This window comes from Chitinophagales bacterium, from assembly GCA_041392475.1.
Classification (GTDB): Bacteria; Bacteroidota; Bacteroidia; order Chitinophagales; family UBA2359; genus JAUHXA01.
In genome coordinates this window covers 434,413-461,277 of sequence record JAWKLZ010000001.1, presented here as the reverse complement: position 1 = coordinate 461,277, position 26,865 = coordinate 434,413, and the positions used below count along the sequence as shown (strand labels likewise).

General features: G+C 36.4%; 26 protein-coding genes. 11 read left to right on the top strand and 15 right to left on the bottom strand.

Annotated features, from left to right (window positions below):
- Positions 1 to 33 precede the first annotated feature (33 nt).
- The 4 genes from R3E32_01655 to R3E32_01640 form a co-directional block, all read right to left on the bottom strand.
- Positions 34 to 1,428 (bottom strand): NAD(P)(+) transhydrogenase (Re/Si-specific) subunit beta, encoded by a 1,395-nt coding sequence (locus R3E32_01655; GenBank protein MEZ4883412.1) that lies wholly within the window; start codon positions 1,426 to 1,428, stop codon positions 34 to 36.
- Positions 1,428 to 1,709, bottom strand: a complete 282-nt coding sequence (locus R3E32_01650) for an NAD(P) transhydrogenase subunit alpha (GenBank protein MEZ4883411.1) — start codon at positions 1,707 to 1,709, stop codon at positions 1,428 to 1,430. Before R3E32_01650 ends, R3E32_01655 begins: the two co-directional genes overlap by 1 nt.
- Positions 1,710 to 1,859: 150 nt before the next feature.
- Complete coding sequence (locus R3E32_01645) at positions 1,860 to 2,936, bottom strand: NAD(P) transhydrogenase subunit alpha (protein ID MEZ4883410.1); 1,077 nt, start codon at positions 2,934 to 2,936, stop codon at positions 1,860 to 1,862.
- 172 nt (positions 2,937 to 3,108) lie between these two features.
- On the bottom strand, positions 3,109 to 3,402 hold the full coding sequence (locus R3E32_01640) for a metalloregulator ArsR/SmtB family transcription factor (GenBank protein MEZ4883409.1): 294 nt from the start codon (positions 3,400 to 3,402) through the stop codon (positions 3,109 to 3,111).
- Positions 3,403 to 3,531: 129 nt separating this feature from the next.
- Between R3E32_01640 and R3E32_01635 the strand changes: the two genes are divergently transcribed.
- Complete coding sequence (locus R3E32_01635; protein MEZ4883408.1) at positions 3,532 to 4,671, top strand: FAD-dependent oxidoreductase; 1,140 nt, start codon at positions 3,532 to 3,534, stop codon at positions 4,669 to 4,671.
- Positions 4,672 to 4,866: 195 nt separating this feature from the next.
- Positions 4,867 to 6,285: a TlpA disulfide reductase family protein gene (locus tag R3E32_01630; protein MEZ4883407.1), complete on the top strand. Its 1,419-nt coding sequence runs from the start codon at positions 4,867 to 4,869 to the stop codon at positions 6,283 to 6,285.
- 171 nt (positions 6,286 to 6,456) lie between these two features.
- Here the strand turns inward: R3E32_01630 and R3E32_01625 are convergent, their stop codons facing one another.
- Positions 6,457 to 7,104, bottom strand: coding sequence for an HD domain-containing protein (locus tag R3E32_01625; protein ID MEZ4883406.1), 648 nt, complete (start codon positions 7,102 to 7,104; stop codon positions 6,457 to 6,459).
- Between the two features lie 143 nt (positions 7,105 to 7,247).
- Between R3E32_01625 and R3E32_01620 the strand changes: the two genes are divergently transcribed.
- From R3E32_01620 to R3E32_01600, 5 genes are all read left to right on the top strand, one after another.
- Positions 7,248 to 7,730: a thioredoxin family protein gene (locus R3E32_01620; GenBank protein MEZ4883405.1), complete on the top strand. Its 483-nt coding sequence runs from the start codon at positions 7,248 to 7,250 to the stop codon at positions 7,728 to 7,730.
- Positions 7,731 to 7,776: 46 nt separating this feature from the next.
- Complete coding sequence (ccsA, locus tag R3E32_01615) at positions 7,777 to 8,475, top strand: cytochrome c biogenesis protein CcsA (protein ID MEZ4883404.1); 699 nt, start codon at positions 7,777 to 7,779, stop codon at positions 8,473 to 8,475.
- A gap of 34 nt (positions 8,476 to 8,509) precedes the next feature.
- Positions 8,510 to 8,869 (top strand): preprotein translocase subunit YajC, encoded by a 360-nt coding sequence (gene yajC / locus R3E32_01610; protein MEZ4883403.1) that lies wholly within the window; start codon positions 8,510 to 8,512, stop codon positions 8,867 to 8,869.
- Between the two features lie 131 nt (positions 8,870 to 9,000).
- The gene (locus R3E32_01605) at positions 9,001 to 9,930 is read left to right on the top strand and encodes a YbbR-like domain-containing protein (GenBank protein ID MEZ4883402.1); all 930 of its coding nucleotides are present in this window, start codon (positions 9,001 to 9,003) and stop codon (positions 9,928 to 9,930) included.
- A gap of 34 nt (positions 9,931 to 9,964) precedes the next feature.
- Positions 9,965 to 10,840, top strand: a complete 876-nt coding sequence (locus R3E32_01600; GenBank protein ID MEZ4883401.1) for an alpha/beta fold hydrolase — start codon at positions 9,965 to 9,967, stop codon at positions 10,838 to 10,840.
- A 16-nt stretch (positions 10,841 to 10,856) separates the two neighbouring features.
- Here R3E32_01600 and R3E32_01595 read toward each other — a convergent pair whose 3' ends face one another.
- Positions 10,857 to 12,113: a hypothetical protein gene (locus tag R3E32_01595; protein MEZ4883400.1), complete on the bottom strand. Its 1,257-nt coding sequence runs from the start codon at positions 12,111 to 12,113 to the stop codon at positions 10,857 to 10,859.
- 20 nt (positions 12,114 to 12,133) lie between these two features.
- Positions 12,134 to 13,045 carry a tRNA (adenosine(37)-N6)-dimethylallyltransferase MiaA gene (miaA, locus tag R3E32_01590; protein MEZ4883399.1) on the bottom strand — a complete coding sequence of 304 codons (912 nt, stop codon included), beginning with the start codon at positions 13,043 to 13,045 and terminating at the stop codon, positions 12,134 to 12,136.
- A 242-nt stretch (positions 13,046 to 13,287) separates the two neighbouring features.
- Here miaA and R3E32_01585 point away from each other — a divergent pair, with 242 nt between their 5' ends.
- Positions 13,288 to 13,764 (top strand): hypothetical protein, encoded by a 477-nt coding sequence (locus tag R3E32_01585; protein MEZ4883398.1) that lies wholly within the window; start codon positions 13,288 to 13,290, stop codon positions 13,762 to 13,764.
- A 16-nt stretch (positions 13,765 to 13,780) separates the two neighbouring features.
- Here the strand turns inward: R3E32_01585 and R3E32_01580 are convergent, their stop codons facing one another.
- A complete protein-coding gene (locus tag R3E32_01580) occupies positions 13,781 to 15,460 on the bottom strand; it encodes a choice-of-anchor B family protein (GenBank protein ID MEZ4883397.1) in 1,680 nt (559 codons plus the stop codon).
- 160 nt (positions 15,461 to 15,620) lie between these two features.
- Between R3E32_01580 and R3E32_01575 the strand changes: the two genes are divergently transcribed.
- Complete coding sequence (locus R3E32_01575) at positions 15,621 to 16,265, top strand: response regulator transcription factor (GenBank protein MEZ4883396.1); 645 nt, start codon at positions 15,621 to 15,623, stop codon at positions 16,263 to 16,265.
- Positions 16,266 to 16,455: 190 nt separating this feature from the next.
- On the opposite strand, the gene R3E32_01570 is transcribed toward R3E32_01575, so the two are convergent.
- Positions 16,456 to 16,605 (bottom strand): 30S ribosomal protein THX, encoded by a 150-nt coding sequence (locus tag R3E32_01570; GenBank protein MEZ4883395.1) that lies wholly within the window; start codon positions 16,603 to 16,605, stop codon positions 16,456 to 16,458.
- 60 nt (positions 16,606 to 16,665) lie between these two features.
- Between R3E32_01570 and R3E32_01565 the strand changes: the two genes are divergently transcribed.
- Positions 16,666 to 17,883, top strand: coding sequence for an alkaline phosphatase (locus R3E32_01565; protein ID MEZ4883394.1), 1,218 nt, complete (start codon positions 16,666 to 16,668; stop codon positions 17,881 to 17,883).
- Positions 17,884 to 18,222: 339 nt separating this feature from the next.
- Here the strand turns inward: R3E32_01565 and R3E32_01560 are convergent, their stop codons facing one another.
- The 3 genes from R3E32_01560 to R3E32_01550 form a co-directional block, all read right to left on the bottom strand.
- Positions 18,223 to 18,630, bottom strand: a complete 408-nt coding sequence (locus R3E32_01560) for an integrase core domain-containing protein (GenBank protein MEZ4883393.1) — start codon at positions 18,628 to 18,630, stop codon at positions 18,223 to 18,225.
- Positions 18,624 to 19,046: a hypothetical protein gene (locus R3E32_01555; protein ID MEZ4883392.1), complete on the bottom strand. Its 423-nt coding sequence runs from the start codon at positions 19,044 to 19,046 to the stop codon at positions 18,624 to 18,626. Before R3E32_01555 ends, R3E32_01560 begins: the two co-directional genes overlap by 7 nt.
- A 473-nt stretch (positions 19,047 to 19,519) precedes the next feature.
- Positions 19,520 to 20,761 (bottom strand): hypothetical protein, encoded by a 1,242-nt coding sequence (locus R3E32_01550; GenBank protein MEZ4883391.1) that lies wholly within the window; start codon positions 20,759 to 20,761, stop codon positions 19,520 to 19,522.
- Positions 20,762 to 20,776: 15 nt separating this feature from the next.
- On the opposite strand from R3E32_01550, the gene R3E32_01545 reads away from it, so the two are divergent.
- Positions 20,777 to 21,877 (top strand): IS4 family transposase, encoded by a 1,101-nt coding sequence (locus tag R3E32_01545; GenBank protein ID MEZ4883390.1) that lies wholly within the window; start codon positions 20,777 to 20,779, stop codon positions 21,875 to 21,877.
- Between the two features lie 21 nt (positions 21,878 to 21,898).
- Here the strand turns inward: R3E32_01545 and R3E32_01540 are convergent, their stop codons facing one another.
- The 3 genes from R3E32_01540 to R3E32_01530 all read right to left on the bottom strand — a co-directional run bounded on the left by R3E32_01540 (position 21,899) and on the right by R3E32_01530 (position 26,865).
- The gene (locus R3E32_01540; GenBank protein MEZ4883389.1) at positions 21,899 to 22,924 is read right to left on the bottom strand and encodes a hypothetical protein; all 1,026 of its coding nucleotides are present in this window, start codon (positions 22,922 to 22,924) and stop codon (positions 21,899 to 21,901) included.
- Between the two features lie 514 nt (positions 22,925 to 23,438).
- Positions 23,439 to 24,359 carry a hypothetical protein gene (locus R3E32_01535; GenBank protein ID MEZ4883388.1) on the bottom strand — a complete coding sequence of 307 codons (921 nt, stop codon included), beginning with the start codon at positions 24,357 to 24,359 and terminating at the stop codon, positions 23,439 to 23,441.
- A gap of 10 nt (positions 24,360 to 24,369) precedes the next feature.
- A complete protein-coding gene (locus tag R3E32_01530; protein MEZ4883387.1) occupies positions 24,370 to 26,865 on the bottom strand; it encodes a TIR domain-containing protein in 2,496 nt (831 codons plus the stop codon).

The window sequence follows — 26,865 nt, the reverse complement described above, 5'->3', positions numbered from 1 at the left end:
TTATTTTATAAACCCAGTTTTCATTTATACCAACTACTCCAAATTCTTCAATTCTGTTACCAATTTCTGAATTGAGTCTTTGGCATCTCCAAAGAGCATCTGGTTGTTTTCATTGAAGAACAATTGGTTTTGAATACCTGCATATCCCGTACTCATACTTCGTTTCAAAACAATCGTTCGTTTTGCTTTTTCAACATCCAAAATCGGCATTCCGTAAATAGGACTCGATTTATCAGTTTTTGCAGCAGGGTTCACCACATCATTTGCGCCCACAATGATGGCTACATCTGCTTTTGGCAATACCTCATTGGATGCGTCCAAGTCCATCAACTTATCATAATTCACATCCGCTTCTGCCAACAATACATTCATGTGTCCAGGCATACGTCCCGCAACAGGGTGTATCGCATAACGCACATTTACACCATTTCGCTCCAAGACTGTTTCTAAATCCTTACAAACATTTTGCGCTTGAGCCACTGCCAAGCCATAGCCTGGCACCAACACCACATTGTCGGCATAAAACATCAACATGGCCGCATCATTTGCAGTAGTTGGTTTTGCTACTTGATTCTCCTGGCCAGCACCGCCACTTGTAGCCGCACCGCCACCACCAAACGATCCAATCAATACGTTTAACAGAGAACGGTTCATGGCTTCACACATCAAAATGGTCAAAATCGTTCCAGAAGAACCCACCAAAATACCCCCCAAAAGCATGATTTGATTGCCGTAAATAATACCTGCCATCGCAGCAGTAAGTCCTGTAAATGAATTCAGTAGAGATATTACTACTGGCATATCTGCCCCTCCAATGGGCATCACGAAGGTATAGCCATAAATCAATGAAATGACCAACAAGACAACAACAAATATCATGTCAACATCCGTTCCCATGAGCATATAACCAATCACCCCTACAATGACCAATACAATTATAGTGTTCACAATTTGCGGAATCGTCTTGTCACCAAGGCTTCCATTCAGTTTTCCATAAGCCACCAAGCTCCCTGTAAACGCCACACTACCAATAAACAGCGTCAGCAAAATGGTCAGTTCTTGTGAAAAAACAACTTCCCCCTGTGATTTGCCGTAAATTTCAATAACTGATACCACAATCGCACACGCTCCTCCAAATCCATTGAAAAGCGACACCAATTCAGGCATTGCAGTCATCGCCACTCTTGTAGCATACAATAACCCTATTCCAGTACCAATCGCCAAACCTGCAAAAATCCACAAGTAGTTATTTTCAGCCCCTTCCATTGGAATGAATAGTGTCAAAAAAACGGCGAAAATCATGGCAGCACCTGCTATCAAGTTGCCTTTTCGAGCTGTTGCAGGGTTACTCAATCCTCGCAATCCCACAATGAATCCAACAGCAGAAATCAAATAACCTATTTCAAAAAGTGTGTTGATATTTCCCATTATTTCTTTTTCTTTTTACTGAACATTTCCAACATTCGGTTCGTCACCGAAAATCCACCCATCACATTGATTGTCCCCAATATGACCCCAATAGTGGCAATGACAAGGGTAAAATAATCACTTGGATCGGCGGTGCGTATCAAGATAATGGCACCAATAATGACCACTCCACTGATTGCATTAGCACCAGACATCAAAGGTGTGTGCAAAACAGTGGGTACTTTGGAAATCAATTCCCACCCAAGAAATATAGTGAACACCACCAAATAAATCGTAAGCATGTTTTCTGAAAAAAATTGAAGTATATTCATGATGAATGAAAATTAAAATCGAAATGAAAATTAAAGAGGAAGGAAGCCATAGAAGAAATGTGGGATATCATTCATGAAAATAAAGTCTCGTTTCTCGAACCCTCTTCTTTCCTCCAAAGTCTAACAAATATAACTCTTGGCAATGATTTCATCTTCAAAATCAAGATGCAATTCGCCCTCTTTGATCATCAATTTTACATAGTTGTAAAAATTGTTGGAGAACAACAAACTTGCATCTATGGGCATTTGTGCGGGCAAATTGGAATCCCCAATAATTGTCACACCGTTATGTTTTATGATTTTATTGTCTTGTGTCAAAGCACAGTTGCCGCCCGTTGAGGAAGCCAAATCCACAATGACCGAGCCTTTTTTCATGCCTTCCACCGTCCGTTCTTCCACTAAGATTGGGGCTTTTCGGCCACGCAATTGAGCTGTTGTGATGATGATATCGGCACGCATAGCTCGTTCATGCACCAATTCTCTTTGCCGTTGTTTGTATTCTTCGGTTTGTTCGACTGCATATCCTCCTGCACTTTTATCGTCTTTTGCGCCTTCTACTTCAATAAATTTTGCCCCCAAACTCTCTACCTCCTCCTTTGCAGCCGTTCTTACATCAAAAGCTTCAATTCTTCCGCCCAAACGTTTTGCCGTAGCAATAGCCTGTAAACCAGCTACTCCTGCTCCCAAAATCAATACTTTGGCAGGTGGAATACTACCCGCTGCGGTAATCAACATAGGAAAATAAGAGGGAAAATGGTTGGCCGCTGTCAAAACAGCTCGATAACCTGCAATGGATGCCATTGAAGAAAGCACATCCATAGATTGGGCAAGGGTTGTTCGAGGAATCATGTCGAAACTAAATGCACGCAAATCCATCGCCTTCAACTCTTCTCCAATGGTTTTTTCGAAGAAAGGCTGAAACAAGGAAATGACCACTGTTTGTGGTTTACATTTGCTCAGTTCTTCCTTTGAAATTGGGTGAATGCTTGCGATCAAATCTGCTTGCTGCAAAATGTCACTGCGGCTTTTTGTCACTGCTCCAACTATTTGGTAGTCTTCATCGCTGAAAGATGCTCCTCCCCCAGCTCCATTTTCTACCCATACATTTACTTTCTCTTTTTCTACCAATTTTTTGGCTACCTCTGGCACGAGAACCACACGAGCATCTATTTTTTCTTGTATTATACCGATTATCATAAGCAGAAAAGGATTAAAAATAAGTAGTTTGGACTGTTTGTTCCGAAAAATTTAGGTACAAATGAACGCAATAAATTCCGTTTTACATTCATTAGAAAGGCTAAAAATAGAAAAAGCTGTAAGATTTACAAACTTACAGCTTTTGATTTTCAAAAAATATCTATTCCTTTATTTAACCCATATTGCAGTTGCAGTCATCTAAACAGTTGAGTATTTGCAATACAGACTTTTCCTTGAGGCTATAAATTACTTTTCTGCCATCTTTTGTCGAACTGAGAATTCCCTTCAATTTCATGTTGGAAAGGTGATGCGAAGTTAAAGACTGCTCAGTGTTTAGTTTTTCACAGATTTCTCCAACAGATAAATCGCCATGCAAATCGAGCAGTTCTACGATTTGCAGCCGAACAGGGTGGGCAATTGTTTTGAGTATAAAAGCAATTTTTTCCAGTTTTTGTACGTTTCGCACTATCATAGAATTGAATCAAAATTGAAGTTGAAAATATTAAAATAGTTACATTCTTTCAGCTATTAAATGTCAAACACTGAAAGATTGTTTTCTTTTACGTTATAAAAAAAATCAAACACAAGCATACGGATGGTAAGTTTTTGGGAACAACAGTCTTTTCTTCAATATGATTACATCATCATTGGCAGTGGTATTGTAGGTTTATCAGCGGCTGTATCGCTGAAAGAAAAACAACCGAATCATAAAGTTTTGGTATTGGAGCGGGGTATTTTCCCAACAGGTGCGAGTACCAAAAATGCGGGTTTTGCGTGTATTGGCAGTTTGGCAGAGTTGTTGGACGACCTTCAAAAAATGACTGCTGAAGAGGTGGTTCAATTGGTACTACGACGATGGAAGGGTTTACAACTTTTGCGTAAACGTTTGGGAGATGCTTCGATTGATTACCAATCTTTTGGCAGTTATGAACTGTTGGAAGCATCAGAAATGAGTGATTTGGAAAATTTGGAGCAGGTGAACGACTTGTTGAAGCCTATGTTGGGCGGCAAAGTTTTTAGTGTGCTTTCCTCCAAAAAAATACAAGAATTTGGCTTTTCGACTCAACATTTTGAGGGGATTGTCTGCAATGCTTTTGAAGGTCAATTGGATACGGGAAAAATGATGTCATGTTTGTTGCAATATGCCCAAAGTCTTGGAGTTGTGGTGATAAATGGAGCAGAAGTTGTTGATTTTGAAGAAAAGAAGGGGCAAATGCAAGTATATGTCCAGTCTCCTATTTCCCAACAAAAAATGACTTTCATTGCTGCAAAGGTAGCCGTTTGTACCAATGCTTTTACTCCTAAATTGTTGCCAAATATTGATTTGAAGCCTGGGAGAGGTCAAGTTTTGATTACTCATCCTATTGACAATTTGTCTTTTAAAGGCATTTTTCACTTCAATCAAGGATATTATTATTTCCGAAATATCGGTAATAGGGTTTTGTTTGGTGGTGGTCGCAATTTGGATTTTGAAAGGGAAACAAGCAGTGATTTTGCAGAAAATCCTATTATTATCAATGACTTGAAGCAAAAACTTCAAAATCTAATTTTACCAAATGCTTCTTTTGAAATAGATATGAACTGGACAGGAATTATGGCTTTTGGAAAAGATAAGTCCTCTATTCTGCGTTATTGGGAGGAGAGCGATAAAGTGGTGATAGGTGTTCGGTTAGGTGGTATGGGTGTGGCTATTGGCAGCGAAATGGGAAGACAAATAGCTGAAATGCTTTTGTAAATGTATCGAAATGGTCTTATCTTTGCACGAATAGCAAGTCTCACCAATTAGTTTTCTATAAAAATAAAATTCAGAGTGAAATTTACCCTTATGCTTTTACTCTGCCAGTTAATGTTTATACATACAAACATATCAAGAAAACTTACTCACTAATATTTTATATACAAAACATCAATTTTTGCTGAATTTACCAACATGAAAAAAACACTTTTCCTCTACCTTTTTCTATTCTTTTATTCTTTCCCAAATCTTTGCGCCCAAAATAGTGCTGTATTGAGTGGCAAAATTACCAATGCACAAGGTAAAGCACTTGGCATGAACCTAACACCTATTTTTCTACAAGGACAACAACCTGATTATGTGGTTGAATTGGCTTCAAATAATGAATTTAACATTCACCTCAACCCTATGGATGCGCCAAGAATCGTGACCCTTCTACATGGCAAACGTAATATTGAAGTCTATATCGAACCAGGTGATAGCGTATTTGTGGATATAGATATGAATCAGTTTAACAAAAAAACCTCCTTTGAAGGAGGTGATATCAACAACTTTTTCTTTTCTGAATTGCCAAAGAGTATCCCGACTCAAAAGAAAGCATTGTTGGAAAAACAGGGCGGCCCTAAAGAGTATCGTGCGTTAATGGACAGTGTTATTGCTGTTCAACATCAACTTTTGGAGGAATATGCCAATACACACACTATTTCGGAGGAAGCAATGAATTTTGGTACTTTGCAAATTGATTATCAATATGCCAATCACCTACTAACTTACGTGTTCAACCTCAATCGAAGACGTGGAAAACAACCTTCTGTGGACAAGGATTACTTTAGCTTTTTGGAGGAAATGATTGTTGAAAATCCCGCTTTGGCAAATTTGCAGGCGTATTCCAGCTTTTTGAACAACTATATGACCTATCAGCTTTTGGTCAAAATGAGAAAAACGCCCCGATATGATGCTTCAAAGTATTATGCTGATTTGTGTGCAATTGATAGGGCAACTATCAAGGATAAATTTTTACTTTCGATGATACTTACCCAACATTTGGTGGAAGGTTTGCAGCGAAGTCGGGTTGAGGATTTGAAGGAACACTACCTTTATGCAATGGAAAATACGAAAACTGAAAAATATACCATTGCAGTAAAATATGTTTATGACCAAGTAAAACATCTGGAAGCGGGAACTGTTGCACCTGATTTCAAGGTTTTGAACATTGACGGAGAAGAAGTTGCATTGAGTGATTTTATAGGCAAAGTGGTCTATATGGATTTTTGGGCGAGTTGGTGTGGACCTTGTAAACAGCAGATTCCCCATGCCAAAAAGCTTAAAGAAAAATTTCATGATAAGGATGTAGTTTTCCTTTATTTGTCTATTGACAAAAATGAAAAGCAATGGCGTGACTTCGTAACGAACAAAGAATTATCTGGAGTTCAATTGATTGCAGGTAAAGAGAAAAACAACATCAGTCAAGTTTACCGTGTTTCGGGTGTTCCAAAATACATTTTGGTGGATAAGGAGGGCAAAATTGCAGATAGTATGGCTAAACGCCCTAGTGAGGATGGTATTGAAGATGATATTGAAGGTTTGCTAACTGAACCTGTGAAAAGCAATTAAGGAACGAATGAAAATTAAAAATGCACTTTGCACTCAGCCATTTATGAAATAAACTTTGTAAAGTTATTTTTGAATCGTTCCTAATCTGGTCTATCCAGTACCCTACAGGAATTGAACCACAAAAGGTACAAAGAAACACAAGACTTCAGTCCTTACTGACTAAGTGACTTCTTACTCCAATGTTTTTTCACAACGATGGATGTTTTTGTCTTTTCGCTTCGACAATACTGCTTCACCATAATCAGTGCAATAGTGGTGCATTTTCAGAAAATCAAGGTTCATTTCGTTCCATGCTTTATCGGAATATATCTTATCGAATACCAACTCCCATTCTTTTCGCAAAAGTTCTTTTTTAGCAAGATAAGAGGGCAATGTGAAGTGGTATAAATCGGCATCGCACATAATCTTTTGCATCGTATTGGTAGGATTTTGAGGCATTCGGGTAGCTTCAATACAATCCAATACTTGCTGCAATTTTCCAGCAGGATAATTGATTTTTTGTAAATATTCTGTGGCAATTTGTTTGCTCGCATCTTCATGTCCCATGTATTGAACGGTGTGTCCAATATCATGAAACCATGCTGCAATCATCAATATTTCTATTTCATCTTCTTTCAATCCGCTGTTTTTACCAATCTCATAAGCCGCCTGAACTACTTCCCATGTGTGTTGATGGTTGTGAAATACAAGATTTTTGGGAAGGTTTGTTTTGAGTAATTTGGAGGCAAATCTCGCTACTTTACGTAGGTATTTGGTACTCAAACATTCTTTGGCTTGGTTCGTTAGTGGATTTGAAAGTTCCATAATGGTAGAAGGCATGGTAATTCAATTAATATCTAAGTATAGACTTAAAAAAGCCTATAAAGTAACTGCTATTTTTGAAGAAATAGTATGCGAAGAGTTTCTTAACTTTACAAAATATTCAGCAAGTTACATTTTCTAACTATAAATTAAACGAAATCATGGTAAAAAAGTTGAGTTTGGGGTTGCTGATGTCTTTGTGGGTTGCAACGGCTGCTGTTGGTCAAAACGATGAGGAGATTTTGTCGAAAGAGGTCTTAGCTGAAAGGTTGGATTATTTCTTCAAAGGCAGTTGGGAGAAGCTCCAAAAAAAAGCTGCAAAAAAGAAACAATTGATTTTAGTGGATTTCTATACAGATTGGTGCAAAGTCTGCAAACAAATGAAACAAGTTGTATTTGCAAGTGTTGAGGCAAGAGCATATTTTCCCGAAACATATATGGTGTATAGCCTCAATGCCGAAGACCGTCAGGATGTAGCCCAAAAATTCAATGTTTCGCAGTATCCGACGTATATTTTCTTGAATGACAAAGGAGAAGAAATTCAGAGATTGACAGGTATGATGACCAAAACGAGCTTTTTGCAGGCAAGTCAGGCCGCTGCAAAACCTATTGTTCCTTACACTCAGTTTTCTTTTTTTAGGTGATTTTTTGAAGAAAAAATATTGAATATAATTACTAATTAAAACTTTAATGAATCAGTATAGCTTTTTTGTAAAAACCTTTCTAAAGAAAAATTGGTGGAAATACATCGGTGTTGCGCTGATAGTTTACAGCCTCATTGCAGGTATGTTGATACACATTCCTCCTTTACCGATTATTTATGAGAGTATTCGCAATTTGTTTTATCATGTACCTATGTGGTTTGCCATGATTATGATTTTATTGATGTCTGTCATTTTCAGTATCAGACACCTGCAAACGAATCACCCATTATACGACGTGATTGCTGCTCAAACCGCAAGTGTAGGTTTGTTGTTTGGATGCTTGGGTATGGTGACAGGAATGTTGTGGGCTACTTATACTTGGGGTGAACCGTGGAGCAATGATCCTCAACAAATGTCTTCTGCTATTGCGCTGTTGATATACTTTGCTTACTTTGTGCTTCGAGGTTCGATGGAAGATGCGGATAAACGTGGCAAAGTTTCGGCGGTTTACAATATCTTTGCTTTTTGCGCCTTTATTCCTTTGATTTTTGTTGTACCCCGCTTGACCGATTCTTTGCATCCAGGAAAAGGAGGAAACCCTGCTTTCAATTCGCTTGACTTGGATTCAACGATGCGAATGGTGTTTTATCCAGCAATTATCGGTTGGATATTTGTCGGTATGTGGATTGCTTCTTTGAAAACCCGTTTGGAGTTGATTCGTTTGAAGAAGCTGGAAATGATGTAGATAAATTTGTATTCAAACAAAAAAAATATAAAAAATGATGTTGATTTCTGTATTATTGGCACAAGCTGCGGGTCCAGACCCGATGATGAATGTTTTCTTTATAGTTGCCATCGTGTTTGTTTTTTACTTTTTTATGATTCGCCCACAATCTCGGCGTGCAAAAACCCAAAGAGAATTTTTGGACAATCTACAGAAAGGTGATAGAGTCATAACGATAGGCGGGATTCACGGTCGAATTGCAAAATTAAACGACAATACAGTTCTACTTGAAGTAGATACGAATGGTACAAAATTGAAGGTAGAACGCTCAGTGATTTCTATGGAATTTACCAATGCTTATCATACAAGTGAAAATTCTGTTGAAGAATCAAGAGATAACGTGAAGGCTTCTTAGTACAGAAAAATTAATCGAAGGGCAGCTTATTTTTTAGCTATTCACTTCAATTTAATCGTATTTAGAAACCCACAACCAGACAACAATTAACCTATTACAGTTCTGGTTTTTAATCCCAAACAAATTACCAAATGTCTTGGTTTTCCAGTGAAGATAGAACTACTTTTTTTGCTTGTTTGTGCATTTCGTGCATGATATGGCTTTTGAGTGCACTATCCGAAAACTACAAGACGGAAGTGAAGGTAGATATAGAATTCACCAATTTTCCAGAAGACAAAATTTTGGTAGAACCACCGGATAGTATCTTGTATTTGTTTGTCGATGCCTCAGGTTCAGATTTGATGCGAAGCATTGGTTTTTATCGCCCAAAAATCAAATTGGATTACCAGAAACTCCTCAATACCAATTCGCTCAGTACGGCTTCCTTCATCAACCAATTTGAAGAACAGTTATCAGGTTTGAATATTATTGATATCAAACCTGATAGCATTTATCTTGATTTAGAGCAAAGATTGATCAAAAAAGTTCCCATCGTATTGATGGAAAAAATAGAAACTGCAAAGCGCTTTGAAATAGCGGGTCAAGTAACCATTGAGCCTGACAGCGTGTTGATTGAAGGGCCAGAATCTCTTGTAGATACCATACGATTCATGCTTACAGAAACATTGGAGTTGAAAAATGTCACGCAAGCAGGAAACGGGGAATTGAAGCTGCAAAATAATTTTCCTAAAAACGTTCAGATAGCCCACAAAACAGTTCAATACGGCTTTACGGTAGAAGAATTTACCGAAAAACGCTTGACCATTCCCATAACTACTGAAAATCTCAAGGTCAATAAACCCGTAGTGTTATATCCACGAAGTGTTGAACTTCAATGTCTTGTTCCAACAAGTGAGTACAACGAAATTGATAAAACCTATTTTGTAGTCATCGCTGATTTTACCAACGTAGATTTATCCGTCCACAAAAAAGTGCCTTTAGAAGTCGTTGAACAGCCTATCAACGCCAAATTTGTTCGCATACTCACCAAACAAGCAGATTTTATTGTATTTGATATTTGATTGCAGATTTTTATTTTCATTCGTTACTTAATGTATGTCTTCAAACAAAACACCCGTCGCCCCCACATTGCTACCCCTTGATTTAGCAGATGGCAGTCAAACAGCAGTGAGTATTTTCACTTCAAATTGTGCCACCCCCAATGCGCCAGTCATCCTTATTTTCCCTGCAATGGGGGTTCGAGCAGCTTATTATTATGCACTTGCTCAAGCCATTGCAGATAAAGGTTATCATGTAATCACTGCTGACCTTCGAGGACTCGGACACTCTTCGGTGAGGGCTTCCCGACACAACGATTTTGGATATTATGACATACTTACTTTTGACTTACCTGCCATTGTAGCAGCAGCCCAAGAACATTTTGTCAAACATCCCATTTATTTGATGGGACACAGTTTGGGTGGTCATTTTTCGGTTTTATACGCAGCTTTACACTCGCACTCCAAACAATTGAACGGATTGATATTTGTGGCAGCAGGTTATCCATATTACAAAAGTTGGGGCAAAAGACGTGCGCCTTTGATGTGGCTGACTACACAGGGCTTTTATGCACTTAGTAAAATCATAGGTTACTTCCCTGGCAAGTTCATTGGTTTTGGAGGTAGAGAAGCCCGAACATTGATGCGGGATTGGAGTTATTTGGCACGGACAGGGAATTTTAAACTCACAAACTCCGAGCATGATTTTGAAGCACTTATAACAACTATAGAATTACCCGTTTTATCTATTTCGTTAGAAGGAGATAATTTTGCCCCTCCAGCAGCAGTTGAAGGCTTCAATGCAAAATTCAAGAAAGCAGCTTTAACCCATCTACATTTGATTCCCAAAACGGGAGAAAACTTCAATCATTTTTCTTGGGTTAAAAAAAATACCGCAGTCGTGGATAGTATCGTCAATTGGATGCTAAAGTGATTGGACTACCATCATTTTACTTCAATAATTCACTGGTTTCTCTCCTTCTATAATCTTTTATCAACAAAAAGTAAGCAAATACTGCCAACATATACATACAGGCGGTAATGACGAAAATAGTACCATATCGCAGATCCATTTTACGAAGAAAACGAAAGATTTGTGAACTAAAAAACCAACTGCCCGACCAAATAGATGAGGTAATAGCACTCATCAACTCCTGATTCTTTCGACCAACATAATACATCGTCATTTCGGAAGTCATCGGATTGGCGAGGTTCATCAAAGGCTGTCTAATAAAATAACAAAAAATAGCGAGGTATATGGCAAATGGCCAATAACTTAGAAAGTCGCTGATTGCCAACAATAGCAGCGCAAGAACGGCCAATGTCTGAGTGATGGTAATGGCCTCATAGCCAAATATTTTTTTGATAGATGGAGTCAATAATATGGTACTCGCTACTAGCACAGCAGTTATAGATCCAAGCAATGAAAACTGGTTAGAATCCATTCCAAATACATTGAAGAAAAATAAATTGATGAATGGAATTGTCAGCCCTGCTCCTACCGCAAGCATTAGTAAAGGTATTGCTGCTCGTATTATCAAGCTCCAATCATAATCCCTAAATGAACGATGAAATGTTTGGGTATCTTCCTCCAATTTCTCATCTTTCGTCATTTTCAATATAAAAAATACTGCAATAACTCCAACTATACTGTATAACTGCAACAAACGTTTGTCGAGTAAACGGTGGTCTGCAAACCAATCTCCTATTAAATAAGCCAATACAAAGTTGAATATTCCCACAATAATTATACTTGCACTCCAAGAAGCTGCATTGAGCGAAATAGCTTCTGTGTGTGTATCTGACGCTTCGTTGCGGATGATGTAGGGCAAAATAAGAATGTGCAATGAACTAAACGAGATTCCCCAAAGTATGAGTGCAATTTTTAGCAACAAATCATATTGATATTCAATCACTTCAACAATCAACAATGAAACCAAAGGCAGTGTAATCGCTGCAGCGAGAAAAAATGGTCGAATAGCTTTTCCTTTGATAAACATACCAAAAGGAACTGCGAAACCTGCAACAGCTAAAAAACGGTAGGAAATGAAATCTGCAATTTGATAATCCAAATAACCACTTTTTTGAGCATAGATATTGAGCGTCAAAAAGAAGGCAGAATTGATTATTTGTAGGCAAAAAGCTGCTGCAATTAACCATAAAATATTGTTGTCTATTTGTCTATAAGACTTCAAGAGTTTGGTCATATATTTTCACATTTCAATGGCTATTTTTCCATACCTATGCGTTCGCTGACAAAGGTAAGAATATTGCCCACGTCTAACGGATGAAACCATGAAATGTTCGGGTCTTTGCAAAACCAAGTCATTTGGCGTTTGGCATATCGGCGGGTATTGCGCTTAATCAACTCAACGGCTTTTTCGAGGTCATGGAGTCCATCAAAATACTCAAAAAGTTCTTTGTAACCAACCGTTTGCAGTGCATTTAGATGCCGAAAAGGATACAACTTTTTGGCCTCTTCCAATAGTCCATCTTTCATCATTGCATCCACACGTTGATTGATACGCTCATACAATTCGCACCTATCTAACCTCAAGCCGACTTTGATAATATTGAAAGGACGGTTTGCCCTCGGACTTGTGCGGAAAGAAGAATAGGATTTACCTGTTCCCACACAAATTTCTAAGGCACGAATCAATCTCTGTGGATTGTTTAAATCTACTTCTGCGTAATATTGAGGGTCAAGACGCTTGAGGAGTTCTTGTAAAAAAGACAGTCCATTTTGTTCAAATTTGGCAATAATATCGGCTCGGATCTCTTTCGCAATTGCAGGAAAATTGTCCAAACCATTACAAACAGCTTTCACATACAAGCCCGAACCACCTGTCATTAGCACTACTTTTTTTTGCTCAAATAAATCCTGCAAAACTTTGAGCGCATCTTTTTCATAATCTCCAACCGTATAATTATCTGTGATTGAAAGATGGTTGATAAATAAATGAGGAACTGCTGATAACTCTCGCATGCAAGGCTTTGCAGTGCCAACATTCATCTCCTTGAAAAACTGACGGCTATCGCAGGAAAGGATAGATGTATCCAGACGCTGTGCCAATTTGATAGACAAACAGGTTTTTCCGACTGCAGTAGGACCTGCAACAACAAGTAAATGCTTTTGCATATTTAGGATTGTGTGATAAGCAGAAAAGTTCGAAATTTGTAATAATAGAGAATGCTTGCTTCTAAATAGTTGTCTTTTTGTGGGGTAATAAAAGTATATAACGTCATACTTACCTGCAAAGGTTTTCCATGCTGAAAATTTTTCCTTTTGTTTAGTTTGTCATGACTATGTAAAATCATTGTGCCATTGCATCAAAGGGCATACTTCTTGTAACTATATTAATAAAATAAGTATTTCAATCGATGCAGATAAAAAATTGGTTTATCCCTTTATGGTGTATTTTCGCTATCTTGTTAAGCTTCATTGCTTGTAAGGATAAAAATCAAGATAAAATTGTGGGTACATGGGAACGCTATGATGACCGTGCAGCAGGTACTGTGGTGATGGTTGAAAAAATAAATGATCATTTTGAAGGTAAAATCGTGAAAGCCAATGGCGAATTGGCCGAAGACGGTTTTGTAGAAAATGATGTCAAATGGCGCAAAATTACCCCACAGACTGCTACTTATTTCACTGGTGAGGATCTAAATAAAGGTATTGACAAGTATGGAAAAGTACAATATACCGACTATCATGAAGTTTATTTTGAAATAGTAGCCGAAGATATACTCCGAGTGACCTACTTCACAAATGGATTCGACGACTTTGGTGAAAAACAAAAATGGAAGCGTATAAAGGATTTTCAAGAAACGTATGTAGCAGATTCATTGTTAAAATAGAAGGTGCTTATTGAAGCTAATTCTTTATCAACTTCTTGCTTATTGTATAATTTCCCGCACGAAAAGCACAATAATATAACCCATTTACTAAATTTTTGCCATCTAATATCATCTTAAATTCGCCACTTTTGTGCCTATTTGTTCTCACCAAAGTCTGAACTTTTTTTCCACTCACATCGTAAATTTCTAAAAGCACTTTTGTATTCGCTTCTGGAATAACATACTCAATATAAGCAGTTTCTTGAAAAGGATTTGGATAAACCTGCACCTGAAAAACAACATTCTCTGCATTTTCTTCAATCGTTTTGGTAGCAGATTCCTCATTCGCATCCAAAGGATTTGCAATCACAACTTCATTGCAGGCATCCGATAAATCTGTTTGCAGTAGGCTCCCATTCTCACTCACAAAACCTGGCTGCAATACGATTTTATCCGTTGCCCGAAAAGTCATTTTTCCTCCATCTGCAATAATTGCATCAGAAACAATGCTTGAATTGGCTGAAAACGACCATTCATGGCTGTAAGTTCCCTTAATCTCTATATCTTCCTCGCAGTCCTGCAATGGAAAAGTGGTGCGAACGACAAACAAACCATTTGCCATATCCGAAGCAATAATATTGCCCGATGGCAAATACGGATACACTCCCCAACAACCTTTAGAGCCATTGTAGTTTGTATTTGTAGAAAAAGTATCAAAATAAGCCGCTTGAAATGGGTTTTCTGGGTCTGAAATGTCAAACAATTGAACTCCATCGTGGTAGTAGGAAACAAACACATAATCATTGCCATAAATAAAAGGGTTGTGGGCAATGCTATTGGTATGAGTAGGTCCCTCCAATGTTGATTTGAAGACACTTATTTCTTTTATATCCGACAAATCTGACACGTCAATTATTTTGACCGCTTTGTCTTTGGTTTCATCTGCCAACACCAAGATATTGCCATTCTCCGATACCCAATTGCTGTGATTCAAACCTTTATTGGAATAACTTGTCAATGAACCTAATATCAAAGGATTGTCAACATCCGAAAAATCATATACAAACAATTTGCTGCTATAAATATGAGAAGCATAACCAACATTATCACGCACATACATATCGTGTATGTAACCTTCTCCCAAATCTATGTTTTTTAGCAAGGTCGGACTCTCTGGTGAAGTTGACAAATCCAAAATTACAACATCATCTACATCTGTGCCAACGGAATAAAGGCGAGCATTGGGTTCATCAATAAAAATATTGTGACTCTGGGCAAAAAATTCATTGCTATCATACACTTTCGTCACCGAATTGGGTAAATCAGAAAGGTCAAAAATCTGCAAAGTCGCAGCTCCCTGATCCGCAACACTATAAGCATAATGACTATAAGTCTTGATGTCTCGCCATAGAGAATTGCTATTTCCTGCAATACGCTGTACTTCAATAGGGTTTTTCGGATTGGTTACATCTATAAAATGCGTATATTGAGTAGAACCAATAATTGCATATTCCCTCCCGCTCTCATCCACGTATCCCCATATATCATTGAAAACCACCCCTGAAATATTCGTAATGGTATTGTCATCCCAATTGGACTGCAATTCCATATTGAGTGAAACTTGTGCAAACATTGAAATGGACATACTCCAAAGAAATAGGATAGTAAAAAACCACTTCAAAATGTCGGTTTTGGTATTTGATGGATTGTTTTTCATACAAAAAAGAATTTATAAGGCAATATTAAGGAATTTTAGACAGAAAAAATGCAGGATTGGTTTCAAAAAACTACTAACACTGTAACATTCTGTGTACTTTTGTGTTGTCATTGTTTAGAATAAATCTAAATAAGAAAACAGAAATTTAATCTTTTTTGCTATGGTAAGCGTATTGTTAGCCGATGCCCAATACTTAATACGGATGGGACTTAAAAATGTGATTGCGAATAGAACTGACATTGAAGTAGTTGCTGAAGCTGCTACAAAAGAAGCAATGCTGTCAGAACTATCACAACATCAACCCAATGTACTTATTATGGACTACCACGATTCAGACGCTTTCAGCTATGAAGACATTTTTTTGATTCGCAAAACAGCTCCCAATACAAAAGTGTTGATTATATCTTCAGACAATGATAAAAACACGATTTTCAAGGTAATGGAAACAGGCATCAATGGTTTCTTGACCAAATTTTGTGACCGAGCCGAAATCATCAGTGCTATCTATGCTACTGCAAAAGGGGAACGTTTTTTCTGCAATAAAATCGTCAACCTCCTCCTCGAAAAACACATCCGCCAATCAGATGCAGAAAATTGCAGCCCTGCAAGCCTAACTGTTCGAGAAACAGAAATCGTACAACTCATTGCAGAAGGCATTGCTACCAAAGAGATTAGTGAGCGTCTTCACCTCAGTACCCATACGATTTATACCCATCGTCGCAACATTATGAAAAAATTGGGAGTCAACTCCGCTTCCGAGCTAATTCTGTACGCCATCAAAACAGGAATTGTTCAGACGACTTAGTTTTGAAGTTTTAGTACTTTTTCCAAAAATAGAGGTAGTTCATTGCCAAGATCAAACTTCAAAAATCATATATCCACTTGTAGGATACATGATTCTCTAATTAACGAAGGTTATTTTTTTGATTTCTCAACAAAACAAAAAAAGGCGGGCAAAAGCCCACCATTTCAATATCTTCTATATAATCAAATACTTACGATTCTTTTTCTTCCTCCGCTTCTACCGTAGTTTCAGGTTTAGCTTCTTTTGGCTGATAGACTTTGGTTTTTTTCTTAGGTCTGATATTACCAAAAGAACCTCTTGCAATCTTACCTTTTTTTGAACGAATATCTCCTTTGCCCATAATAAAAATATGTTTTAATGTAATTAAAAATTAATTTCGCTGCAAAAATACCAAATAATCATGAAAAAACTATTTCTCCTATTTTTAATATTGGTCTCCTGCAATGCTTCTCAACAAATTACTACCTCAGCTGCAAAATCCTACACTGAAAAAGCTGACAAAGACGAAAAAGATGCCCCAAAACCTAAGAATATCATTTTGATGATAGGTGACGGTATGGGCGTGTCACAAATCACCGCTGCCATGTATATGAATAAAAACTACCTGCATCTCCAACGCTGCCCTACCGTTGGCTTACTCAAAACCCACGCTGCTGACAACATCATCACCGACTCTGCAGCAGGTGCGACTGCCTATGCTTGTGGAGTAAAAACCTATAATGGAGCTATTGGCGTAGATGTCAACGGCAAACCCCTCGAAACCTTGCTAGAATATGCTGAAAAGCAAGGCATGGCAACAGGTTTAATTGCCACAAGTACGATTACCCATGCTACTCCTGCTTCTTTCATTGCCCATCAACCGAGCCGAGATATGTATGAAGCCATCGCCAAAGATTTTTTGAAAACGGATGTGGATTTGGTGATTGGCGGCGGACGCAAACACTTTGAAAAACGCAAAGATGGCCTCAACTTATTGGACAGCCTTAAAGAAAATGGTTATTTCGTAACAGGTGACTTCGCCAAAATCAATAAGAACATCGAAAAATTCTACCTGTTCACCGCCCCCGAACATCCTGGAATGAAATCGGAGGGCCGCAATTACCTCCCACAAGCGACTGCCCTCGCCCTTGATTTTCTCTCCCGCAAATCAACTGACAACAAAGGTTTTTTTCTGATGATTGAAGGCTCACAGATTGACTGGGGTGGACACGCCAACGACACACAATATGTTCTGGATGAACTACTTGACTTCAATCAATCTATTGGTCAAGTGCTGGATTTTGCGGAAAGAAATGGGGAAACTTTGGTAATTATTACTGCTGATCACGAAACTGGAGGCTTGAGCCTTGCTCCTCCTTCTCATAAGGAGTATAAAACGAAATCGGATGAGGAACGCATTGCCTACAATAAACGCTATTATGATGCGCTGACGATGACTGCTGATTTTAACAATGATACGATGAAGAATGATACGCTTTTCGGGATGTTTTCAACGGGATATCATACAGCGGTGATGGTGCCTGTGTTTTCTTTTGGGGTTGGGAGTGAGGGGTTTGGGGGGGTGTATGAGAATGTTGGGGTTTTTGAGAGGGTTTTTGGGTTTTGGAGAGAAGAATAGTCAAAAGAAAAAAGGTGAGTCGTCCTAAAAAAACCTTACAGTGAAATAATATGTACTGAAATAGTTTGGCACTCAAAAAATTGTCCTAATTACTCTTTACAAGGTCAATTTTTATCCTAAAATAACTTTACGTAAAGTTACAAAAAAAGATTAAATTTACCAAATCAAGTGAAGCGGAATGTGGCTCTGCTGGGGAGCAACCACACAAGGAATAGCTTGATTTGGATGGATACATTCTATCAGAGCAACTTTGAATGATTTTTCATTTAGAGTTGCTATTTTTTTATCTATGTAAAATGTGATAGAATCTATCCGTTCAACAGATGCCTAAGAAAACCCTTACGTTAGTTTTGTATTTTCCTGTTTATCAACAACTTGCTTCTTTCTCCATCTATTTTTTAACTCCCCTGTTTTCAAATGCGCTTTTTGGGGTGTCAAATAATTGATACTTCCATGAGGTCTGACCGTATTGTAATTTGCAATAGATTGATTAACAATTTGTAATGCGTGTTCATAATTGTCAAAAATTTGCGCTAAATCAAAATCTACTTTCAAAGTACCATTGATACTTTCTGCCATGGCATTTTCATAAGGAGAACCGCTCTGAGTCATACTAATACGAATATTATTTTCTGTTAGTTTTTCAATATATGCAAAACTACAATACTGCACACCTCTATCAGAATGATGGATTAAAGACCGTTTTGGAAATTGGCGATTTTTTAGAGCGAGTTCTAAAGCTAACAAGGTCCCTCTGCCTCCAGACTTTCATGGAGTTGATGCCCCATAATTCTTCGAGAATAGGCATCAGTAATCAAACTCAAATAAACAAAACCTGTCTGCAAACGAAGATAAGTAATATCACTCACCCACAACAATTCTGATTTCGTAACCTCAATATTATCAATCAAATAAGGGTACTTCTTTAACCAATGGTGGGAGTTGGTTGTTTTAGATTTACGGCGTTTTCGCTTGACCAACAAATTATTTTCCCCCAATAAATTAAAGAACTTATCTCGACCCATTTTTATCGCATGTTTGTGAAATATTCCATCCTCTTGAAGGCGGTGGAATAATTTGCGACCTCCCATTCCCTTTACTTTGACTCGTAAATCCTTCACACTCTTTAAGATAATTTCTTCCTCCAAGGCTAAACGGCTCATATAACGATGACGATTATACCACGCTTAACGACTTTTACCGAACAATCCACATAGCACACTTAGGCTCAATGTCATTCAATTAAGGTAAAAATAGCAAAAGAGGAGATAATATAGTAATTTTACAGATTCATACAATTACTTGAAAATCACTAAAAATCCCCTCTAATGCGAGCAGTAAATTTACAGATTATCTCTGAGTTAAAAAAGTTTATGGAAAGAGCAGAACATGAAAAATCAAAATACTGTGTTCACAATAGTGCTTTTACTCGTAAACGCAAGCTGACTTTTTCAAGAGTTACACTATTGATACTAAATTGTTTAAAGAGAAGTTTGTCTGTGGAACTAATAGATTTCTTTTCACAAATCGGAGCATTAGACGAACTGGTGGCTAAGAGTACTTTTAGTATGGCTCGTAAGAAACTCAAAAGGAGTTCTTCGAAGATTGGAACAAGGTATTGTTTCAAACATACTGATTATAACGGATTGCTGTGATTTCGATATCCTCCTAACGAAGCCGCGATTAACAAATTCTGTAACCAGTCATGATGATAGACAAATCCGTTGAGTCTTGCCGCAGGACTGATTAAGACAGCTGATTCATCCCAAGCCTGTAAACAAGAGGGTGAAAAATTATGAAGAAGGGCAAAAGCTCTGAAATTATGAGTAGTGCTAAGTATATCTCCATGAAACATTTGGGAGTTGTTGGCATGTCTATTCATTGCCCTCATGGATCTATCTATCATGTTGGAGGTTTTGTGTGCTTTGGGAAAGTCAAAATGTGCTAACCACTTGTTTTTCTTTTTACAGAGTTTAAGAATATTATCTTTCATGGGGCAGGAAGGCACATTCTTAGCTGTCCATTCCCGAAGCCTTCTTATATGTTGTGCGAATTGTCTTTTTGAAGTAGTTCGATAAGCCTTCCACACCTTATCTGCTGCTGTATTGAAATAGTCTTGAATCTTTTTTGTAGCTCTGTCTCTAATTTTTAGAAAGGCGTGTAAGAAACATTCAATGACTTGAATATTTGGATAGAGTTTTTGCCATGCGTTCTGTGTAGCTGTCCACCCATCTGTATTTACTGTATTAGGTTGGTAGTCAGATGACACATCCTCTGCTTCTTGTTTGAATACACCATAAGCTTCTTCCAAAGAATCCGCATCTGCGCCAGAAGAAACTTCCATACCTAAAAAACAGTTTTGTCCCACAGTTGTAGCCACATAAGCTTTTTTACCTTGTATTTTTACATGGTGTTCATCTGCTAAAATATCGGAAGGTAATTTTTCTGGGTCATGGATGGTTGTGCCTACAATGCTATAATCACTAAAACAATTATAGAGGCGAGACCACCACATCGCATTGTATCCAAAAGCAAATGCCAATGCCCAGAAAGGAACACCGAACCGCTTTAAGAACAAGCCTTTAGAAGCTATATACGTCTTCGCTCTGCAATAAGGCAGAATGAAACTTGGGCGTATTTGATAATTTTGTCCCGCTACTTTTATTTTTCGCATTTGGATATTCATTTTTTTCGACGGCCGAGTTTTGCCGTTAAGCACATAACCTTTAGTCATTTGTGCAGGAAATAACTCGGGGCTTGTTGCCCATATTTCGCTAATTATTTGGCGAGCTATTTTTGGGTCGTTTAAAAATGAATCGTATTTATTTTCCAAAATCGGTAATACAATCGTACAATTTTTGTTAATTTGAGATGCCATTGAATTTGCACTTGTTTGGTTCGTACTTTAAACATAAGCTTTTTCAGTGGCTTTTTTATTATCACAGCAAAACGTTACAATCAGCAAACATACTATGAACAAGCAGGAGAGAGTGTACGCAAGTGGAAAGGCTTTACCCTGAAAGCTGCGGATGGTTCTATCGCTTATTTATTTAATGATAAGGCGAATAAAATGGAGGAATATTTTGGTTTACATAGAGGTAAGGTGATGGCACGTTTGATGGTTTGCTATGATGTTCTGAATGAATTGATTGTGTTGGGTAGAATGGATAAGATAAAGACCTCAGAAAATGCGATTGTCTATGACTGGTTAGATACCTTGCAGGCGGAAATGAGTGAGACCGAACGCTCTTTGATGTTGTACGATGCGAAATTTGCGGGTTTTCGTATGATTTATGAACATTTGGAGCGCAAGTTAGACTTTGTGATGCGCAGCAGCCCCGAGTTTAGCATTCAAATCAAGCGATTTGTAGAATCAGGTAAAAAACAACAAATCATTGATATGCACCCTACTACTCAGGCAGTCAAGGAAATGCAAGAATTAGGCTATTCAATAAATATGGACACACGTTTGAAAGTACGTTTGGTACGCATTGAATTAGCCGATGGGAAAATAGAAGTGCTTATCACCTCTTTGTTAGATAAAAAAAAGTACCCTCACTCGGATTTCCAACCCTTATATCAACTTCGATGGGGTAGTGAAACATGTTATGATACTTTGAAAAACAAGTTACAAATTGAGGTAGTCAGTGGACATTCTCCCGAAGCCGTTTTACAAGATTTTCATGCAGCCCTGATGTTATCCAATCTTCAAAGCGTTGTAGAACAAGAGTGTAGGAAAGAAGTAGAACAAATCAGTGGACGTAGAAAATACGATTATGCAGTTAATGAGAATGTCGCTATTGGGTGTATGAAACATCGAGTCGTACAATTATTTATCTCAGAACAACCAGAAGAAATTCTCGACCAACTCAAAGTTTTGTTTATAAAACACACTGAACCTATTCGTCCAGATAGGAGTTTGCCTAGAATCAAAAAAATACAGCATTTGAATGGTAAATATAAAACGCAGAAAAATTATCGAAGAGCTATTTGATATATAAATAATGAAAAAACATCAATTAATTCCTCGAAACCTTAATTGAATGACATTGCTTTGAAACCACCTACGTCTTAGCGTTTTGGCTTTCATTTCAGTATGTGTAGTATAAATCACACTCACTTTCTGGCTTCCACTGAGTCTAAAGAATAAAAGTGTCACCTCTGTGTCTCGGGCATGATAGTGTGCTTTAACTCTAAGGCAAAAAGGCTCAATTTCTTTTTGGGACTTCCCAATGGCTTGATTTTGCTCTTGTTGCGAGGCAATATATTCCGCTTCTTTAGGCAAAAAAACTTTTTCAATGAACTGCTTGGCATTGAATTTCTTTTTACCCACATAAAGAATATGTGATTTTTTGGGCACACATATAAAATGAATAAATATTTTTTTGCATTTTTTAATTAACCTATTGTCATTGAATCCATTATCTACACTCAAATACAATTGAGGCAATTCAAAATCAAACTCCTTTGATGCTGCACTCAGTAAGTCCTCCGCTTTGTCCAGTAGTGTACAACTAACTTCTATGGCATCGTCTTTTTTTCCTGATAAGTCAAAATAAATAGGATAAAACACATCTTTTATGCTGATTCCCACCAAAGTAAGTTGAAAGCCATAGACAGTGCTGTTGAATTGACCACTGAAAAATTTAGCAAATTTATCGCCAATCGGAAAATTCTTTAACCATTGTTTGAAAATACTATGGTCTATCACAATAGTCATACAAGAACGAGATTGTTGGCTGTCACTTCCCTTACCTAAAGGAATAAATGCGTTTAAAAAATATCTAATCAATAATTTGTTGACTAATTCAATTAATTTTGAATAGGTAAATTTTTTCCATATTTTGTATAAATTCGTACTTTTTATACCTTGTGCTTGTAATATTTGGTGAAGGTTATGTAAGCCATAAAGTTCTCCAACTAAAAAAATCAATAGTATTTTACGCAACTTGTACGCATCATCGGCTGTCAATTTTGTATCTTGCAACTCATCCACTAAATTCATTGCAGGTTCTAAGTGTCCTTTGAGGTAAAGTTTCAAGCTTTCTAATAGTGTGTTTCTAACTTTTTATCCATGATGTAATTCGTTTATATATCAATAGTCTTTTTTTACTGCAAAAATCGCTAACATTTTGCAGTTTATTCATGCCGCAACTGATTTTTTTTCAAATCGTTGCGGTATTTTGAAAAATGCCCATTTAAGGAAATTTAGGGTGGCAGAGAAGTTAGGTTTGGGGTAAATTCTAATTGTAATGTATTTTGGTTTTAAGAAAAATGAAGAAGGCGTAATAGGGATTTGTTGTCAGTAAAACTAGGGTAAATGAATCAAACAACTTTGCATAAAGAAGTAACTTAGCAATGAAAGATATTTAAAGTTAAAAATAAAAACATAAATTTTATTTTAACTTTTTTTTATTTTTTGATGCATTTGCCCTAATATAGAGGGACAAATCTCTATTGCTCTCCATGAGAAATGATGCTTTGTATGGAATATTTTCGACTGATTATCATACGGCTGTGATGGTCTCTGTGTTTTCTTTTGGAGTGGGGAATGATTATTTATATGCTATCATCAACAAAGCATCATATTCTTTGTCTTTAAGCAAGCTATCATAATTATCCACTCTTATAGTAAATTCTTGTAACTTTATAGGCCGGCAAGATAAAATAGCCATTCCCTCATCTCCAACACCTTCTGAAAAATACTTAGAATCTTTGTCGGTAACATTAAATCTTTTACCAAAACTATCATAAATATATACATCTAAATCAAGTACTCCTGTTTCTCCTAAAGCAACAATTACGTAGTTGTTTTTATCATATAGTTTTCTGTCATATTTAAAACTTTCCCCTTCTTTTAAATGCCTTGCAGTTGCATCAACCACTTTATAACCCCGATTAAGTAATAAATTCTCTACTAAAATAGCTCTTACAATTAAGTTCTCCTCTAAATATGAAATATCATTTCCCAAGAATTCAGCAAATTTATAACTTAACTCTTCAGAATCATTATTTTCAATTATATTCTTTTTCCTAACCTCGACGTTAAAAAAGTTCCAAGCAGTTTCGTCCTTGTAATTACCTTTCCCTTCAATTAAGTGTACTTCTTTTATGGAGATTGGGATGGGATCAAACCTTAAAGAAAAATTTATTGTTTTTCCTGGTTCAACATTAGTAATATTTGGATATATTTCTATTGAACCACTTATTGATCTAAGAGGATATTTGTTCTTATAAGAAAGATCTGTTAAATAAAAGGCACTTTCGCTACCTGGCATATACACTCTACAGCTAAAGGTATTCTTAGTATTATTTACTATTCTAAGGTGAAATGTAGTTGATGATGGTGAATGAACTACTTTAGTTATTGAAATGTGATCCTTATTAGATTGGCTTCCGACTGTTGGGTTGCTAATAGCACTTTGTGAAAAAACTTGTTGCGAAAACATAAATAAATAAATCAGCATATATTTCATGGTAAATAAATTAGTGTAAGTATTTTCTAATATCAACTGTTCCATCTTGATAACCAATAAAAATAAGGCGGTTATCAATAGAAAATTTGGCACTGTAAATAGTTCCTTTATTAGTTTTTATTTGTTTAATTAACCTTTTGTTAAAATCCCATATTTTTATGGTTTGGTCTGAGGAAGCAGTCAATAAAAATTGATCATTTGAACTAATTGAAACAGACCATATTGTACTTGAATGAGCAATAAAACTACTAACACAAATTCTTTCTTTTATATCCCATACTACCAATTTTCTATCTTGTGATACACTTACCAACTGAGTACTTCTAGAATTAAAACATATACATCTAACAGGCTTACTGTGTACTTCAATACTATCAAAAAAAGAGCCATCAGGATGCCATATTTTTACACTTTTATCAGCTGAACCAGTTGCGATATATTGTGAATTTGGAGAAAAAACTACACATAATATTCTAGATGTATGGCCTCTGAGTGTTGCTATCTCTTCTCCAACATTACTCCATATTTTTGCAGTATTGTCAGCTGATGCAGTTACAATATATTTCCCATTTGGAGAAAAAGAAACAGATAATATTTTATCAGAATGTCCTATTAATTCTTTTATTAATTCCTTATCGCTATGAAGTTTCCATATTCTTGCAATACAGTCATCAGATGCCGTAACAACAAATTGATTATGTGGCGAAATACAAGCACCAAAAATTGAACCTGAACCAGTGTATTCTTCTAAAAAGTATCCCTTAGTATTCCATAATTTTGCGCTTCCGTCAGTAGAACCTGTAATGAAATACTCTCCTTTTTCACTGAGAACTAAGCTTCTAACAGCAGATTTATGCGCCTTAATTGAATTAATAATATCTAAAGATATATTTTTAACTGTAGTATCTTTAGATACATATTTATATTCTTTATTTTCTTTTACAATTGCAAATTGATTAAAAAATGGGTAAATTAGTTCAAATTTTGGTTCAATTATAATTTCTTCATTCTCGGTTTTAAAGCCAAATTTGCCTTCAGATTGAAAAGGCTTCCATTCTATATGACTATAATATTGATTTTGTTGAGCATTTGCCTGTTCCAAAATCATTCGTCCTTCTTTAGATAAAGGGTTGATTTTAAGCGCAAGAGAAGCATGTTGAATAGCTGTTTTGAATTTTTTTTCGTGATAAGCACTATTAGCTATCTTCAAATAATCAGAATACTGAATTTCATCCTTAATTATTTTAATTTGTTTATCAATTTCTTTTTTAAGAGGAATTATATTACTTTCAAACATCAAAGAAGCTGATTGATATTTTTTCAAAGCTGATTTCCATTCTTTCTCTTTTAAAAAGGAATCACCAATATCAGTTGCTTCTTTAACTTTTTTCATTACATCAAGGTGGTTTCTTACATTATAAGCCATTTTTTGTATTATAGGGTATCTTATTCCAAAAGCAATATCAATCAATTTTAAGGAATTTTCGTAATCTTTTTTATGATACAAATCTTCCGCTTGAGTAATATAAAATATGAAATCTATTTTCGTTTGACAATCATGTATTTTATTAATTAAGTAATCAGTATTTACATTAAACCCTTTTCTGAAACGTTCATTAGCTTCTTCATATTTTTCTAAAGCTCTCGCCCAATCATTCTTTAAAAAATATGAATTCCCTTCATGCAAAATATTTTTAAAATCATCTTCCTGTACCTGAAAAAGAGACTTCTCACAATCCTCTATAAGAACTTTTACTTCTTCTAATCCTTTTAAAATATATGCACTTTGTAAATACTCTAATGCTACTACATAATTTTGAAGTTCAAAATGTTTCTTTCCATCAGATAATTTCTGCTCAAATAAAAGTTCATTTTCACATAATGCAACCTTTTTCCTAATGGTATTAGGCAATGGCATCCAGTTATTATAGTGTAATTCCAAAGCTTTATTGAATAACTCAATTGCTTTATTCCAAGCTTTCAAAGCAGCTTTGTTTTCTGCCAACTCTATTAACTCATTAAATTCTATTTTTTGTAATTCTATTTTTTTTTTCTCTTTAATGTCTAAAACCACTTTTTCCAGTTCATAAGCAATTTCTGTGTAAGATTTATCTTCATTATCCGAGCTTTTTATTGATATATTATTTTTAGGTATAGGTGCAATATTTTTTAAAGGAGTTAGATTCCAAGCACAATCTCTAGCCAAAATAGGAATCACTCTTACGCTTTCCTCTTTATGCAATTCTAATGCCTTAATTAATTGTGTTTCATAGCAAAAGTCAGACGCAAAAAAATCGCTACTAAGAAGCAATAGTATAATATCAGCATTTGTTAATTCATTAATAATTTTACTTTTGATATTTGAACCTGCCTGTAAAAGTTTATGATCCCATACCTTATCAATAATTCCAGCACGTTGTAGTGCCTTTAGGCTACTATTTATACTATCCCTTATAGCTACATCAATATCAGAATAAGCAATATAGACTTTAATACTTGTTCTCAT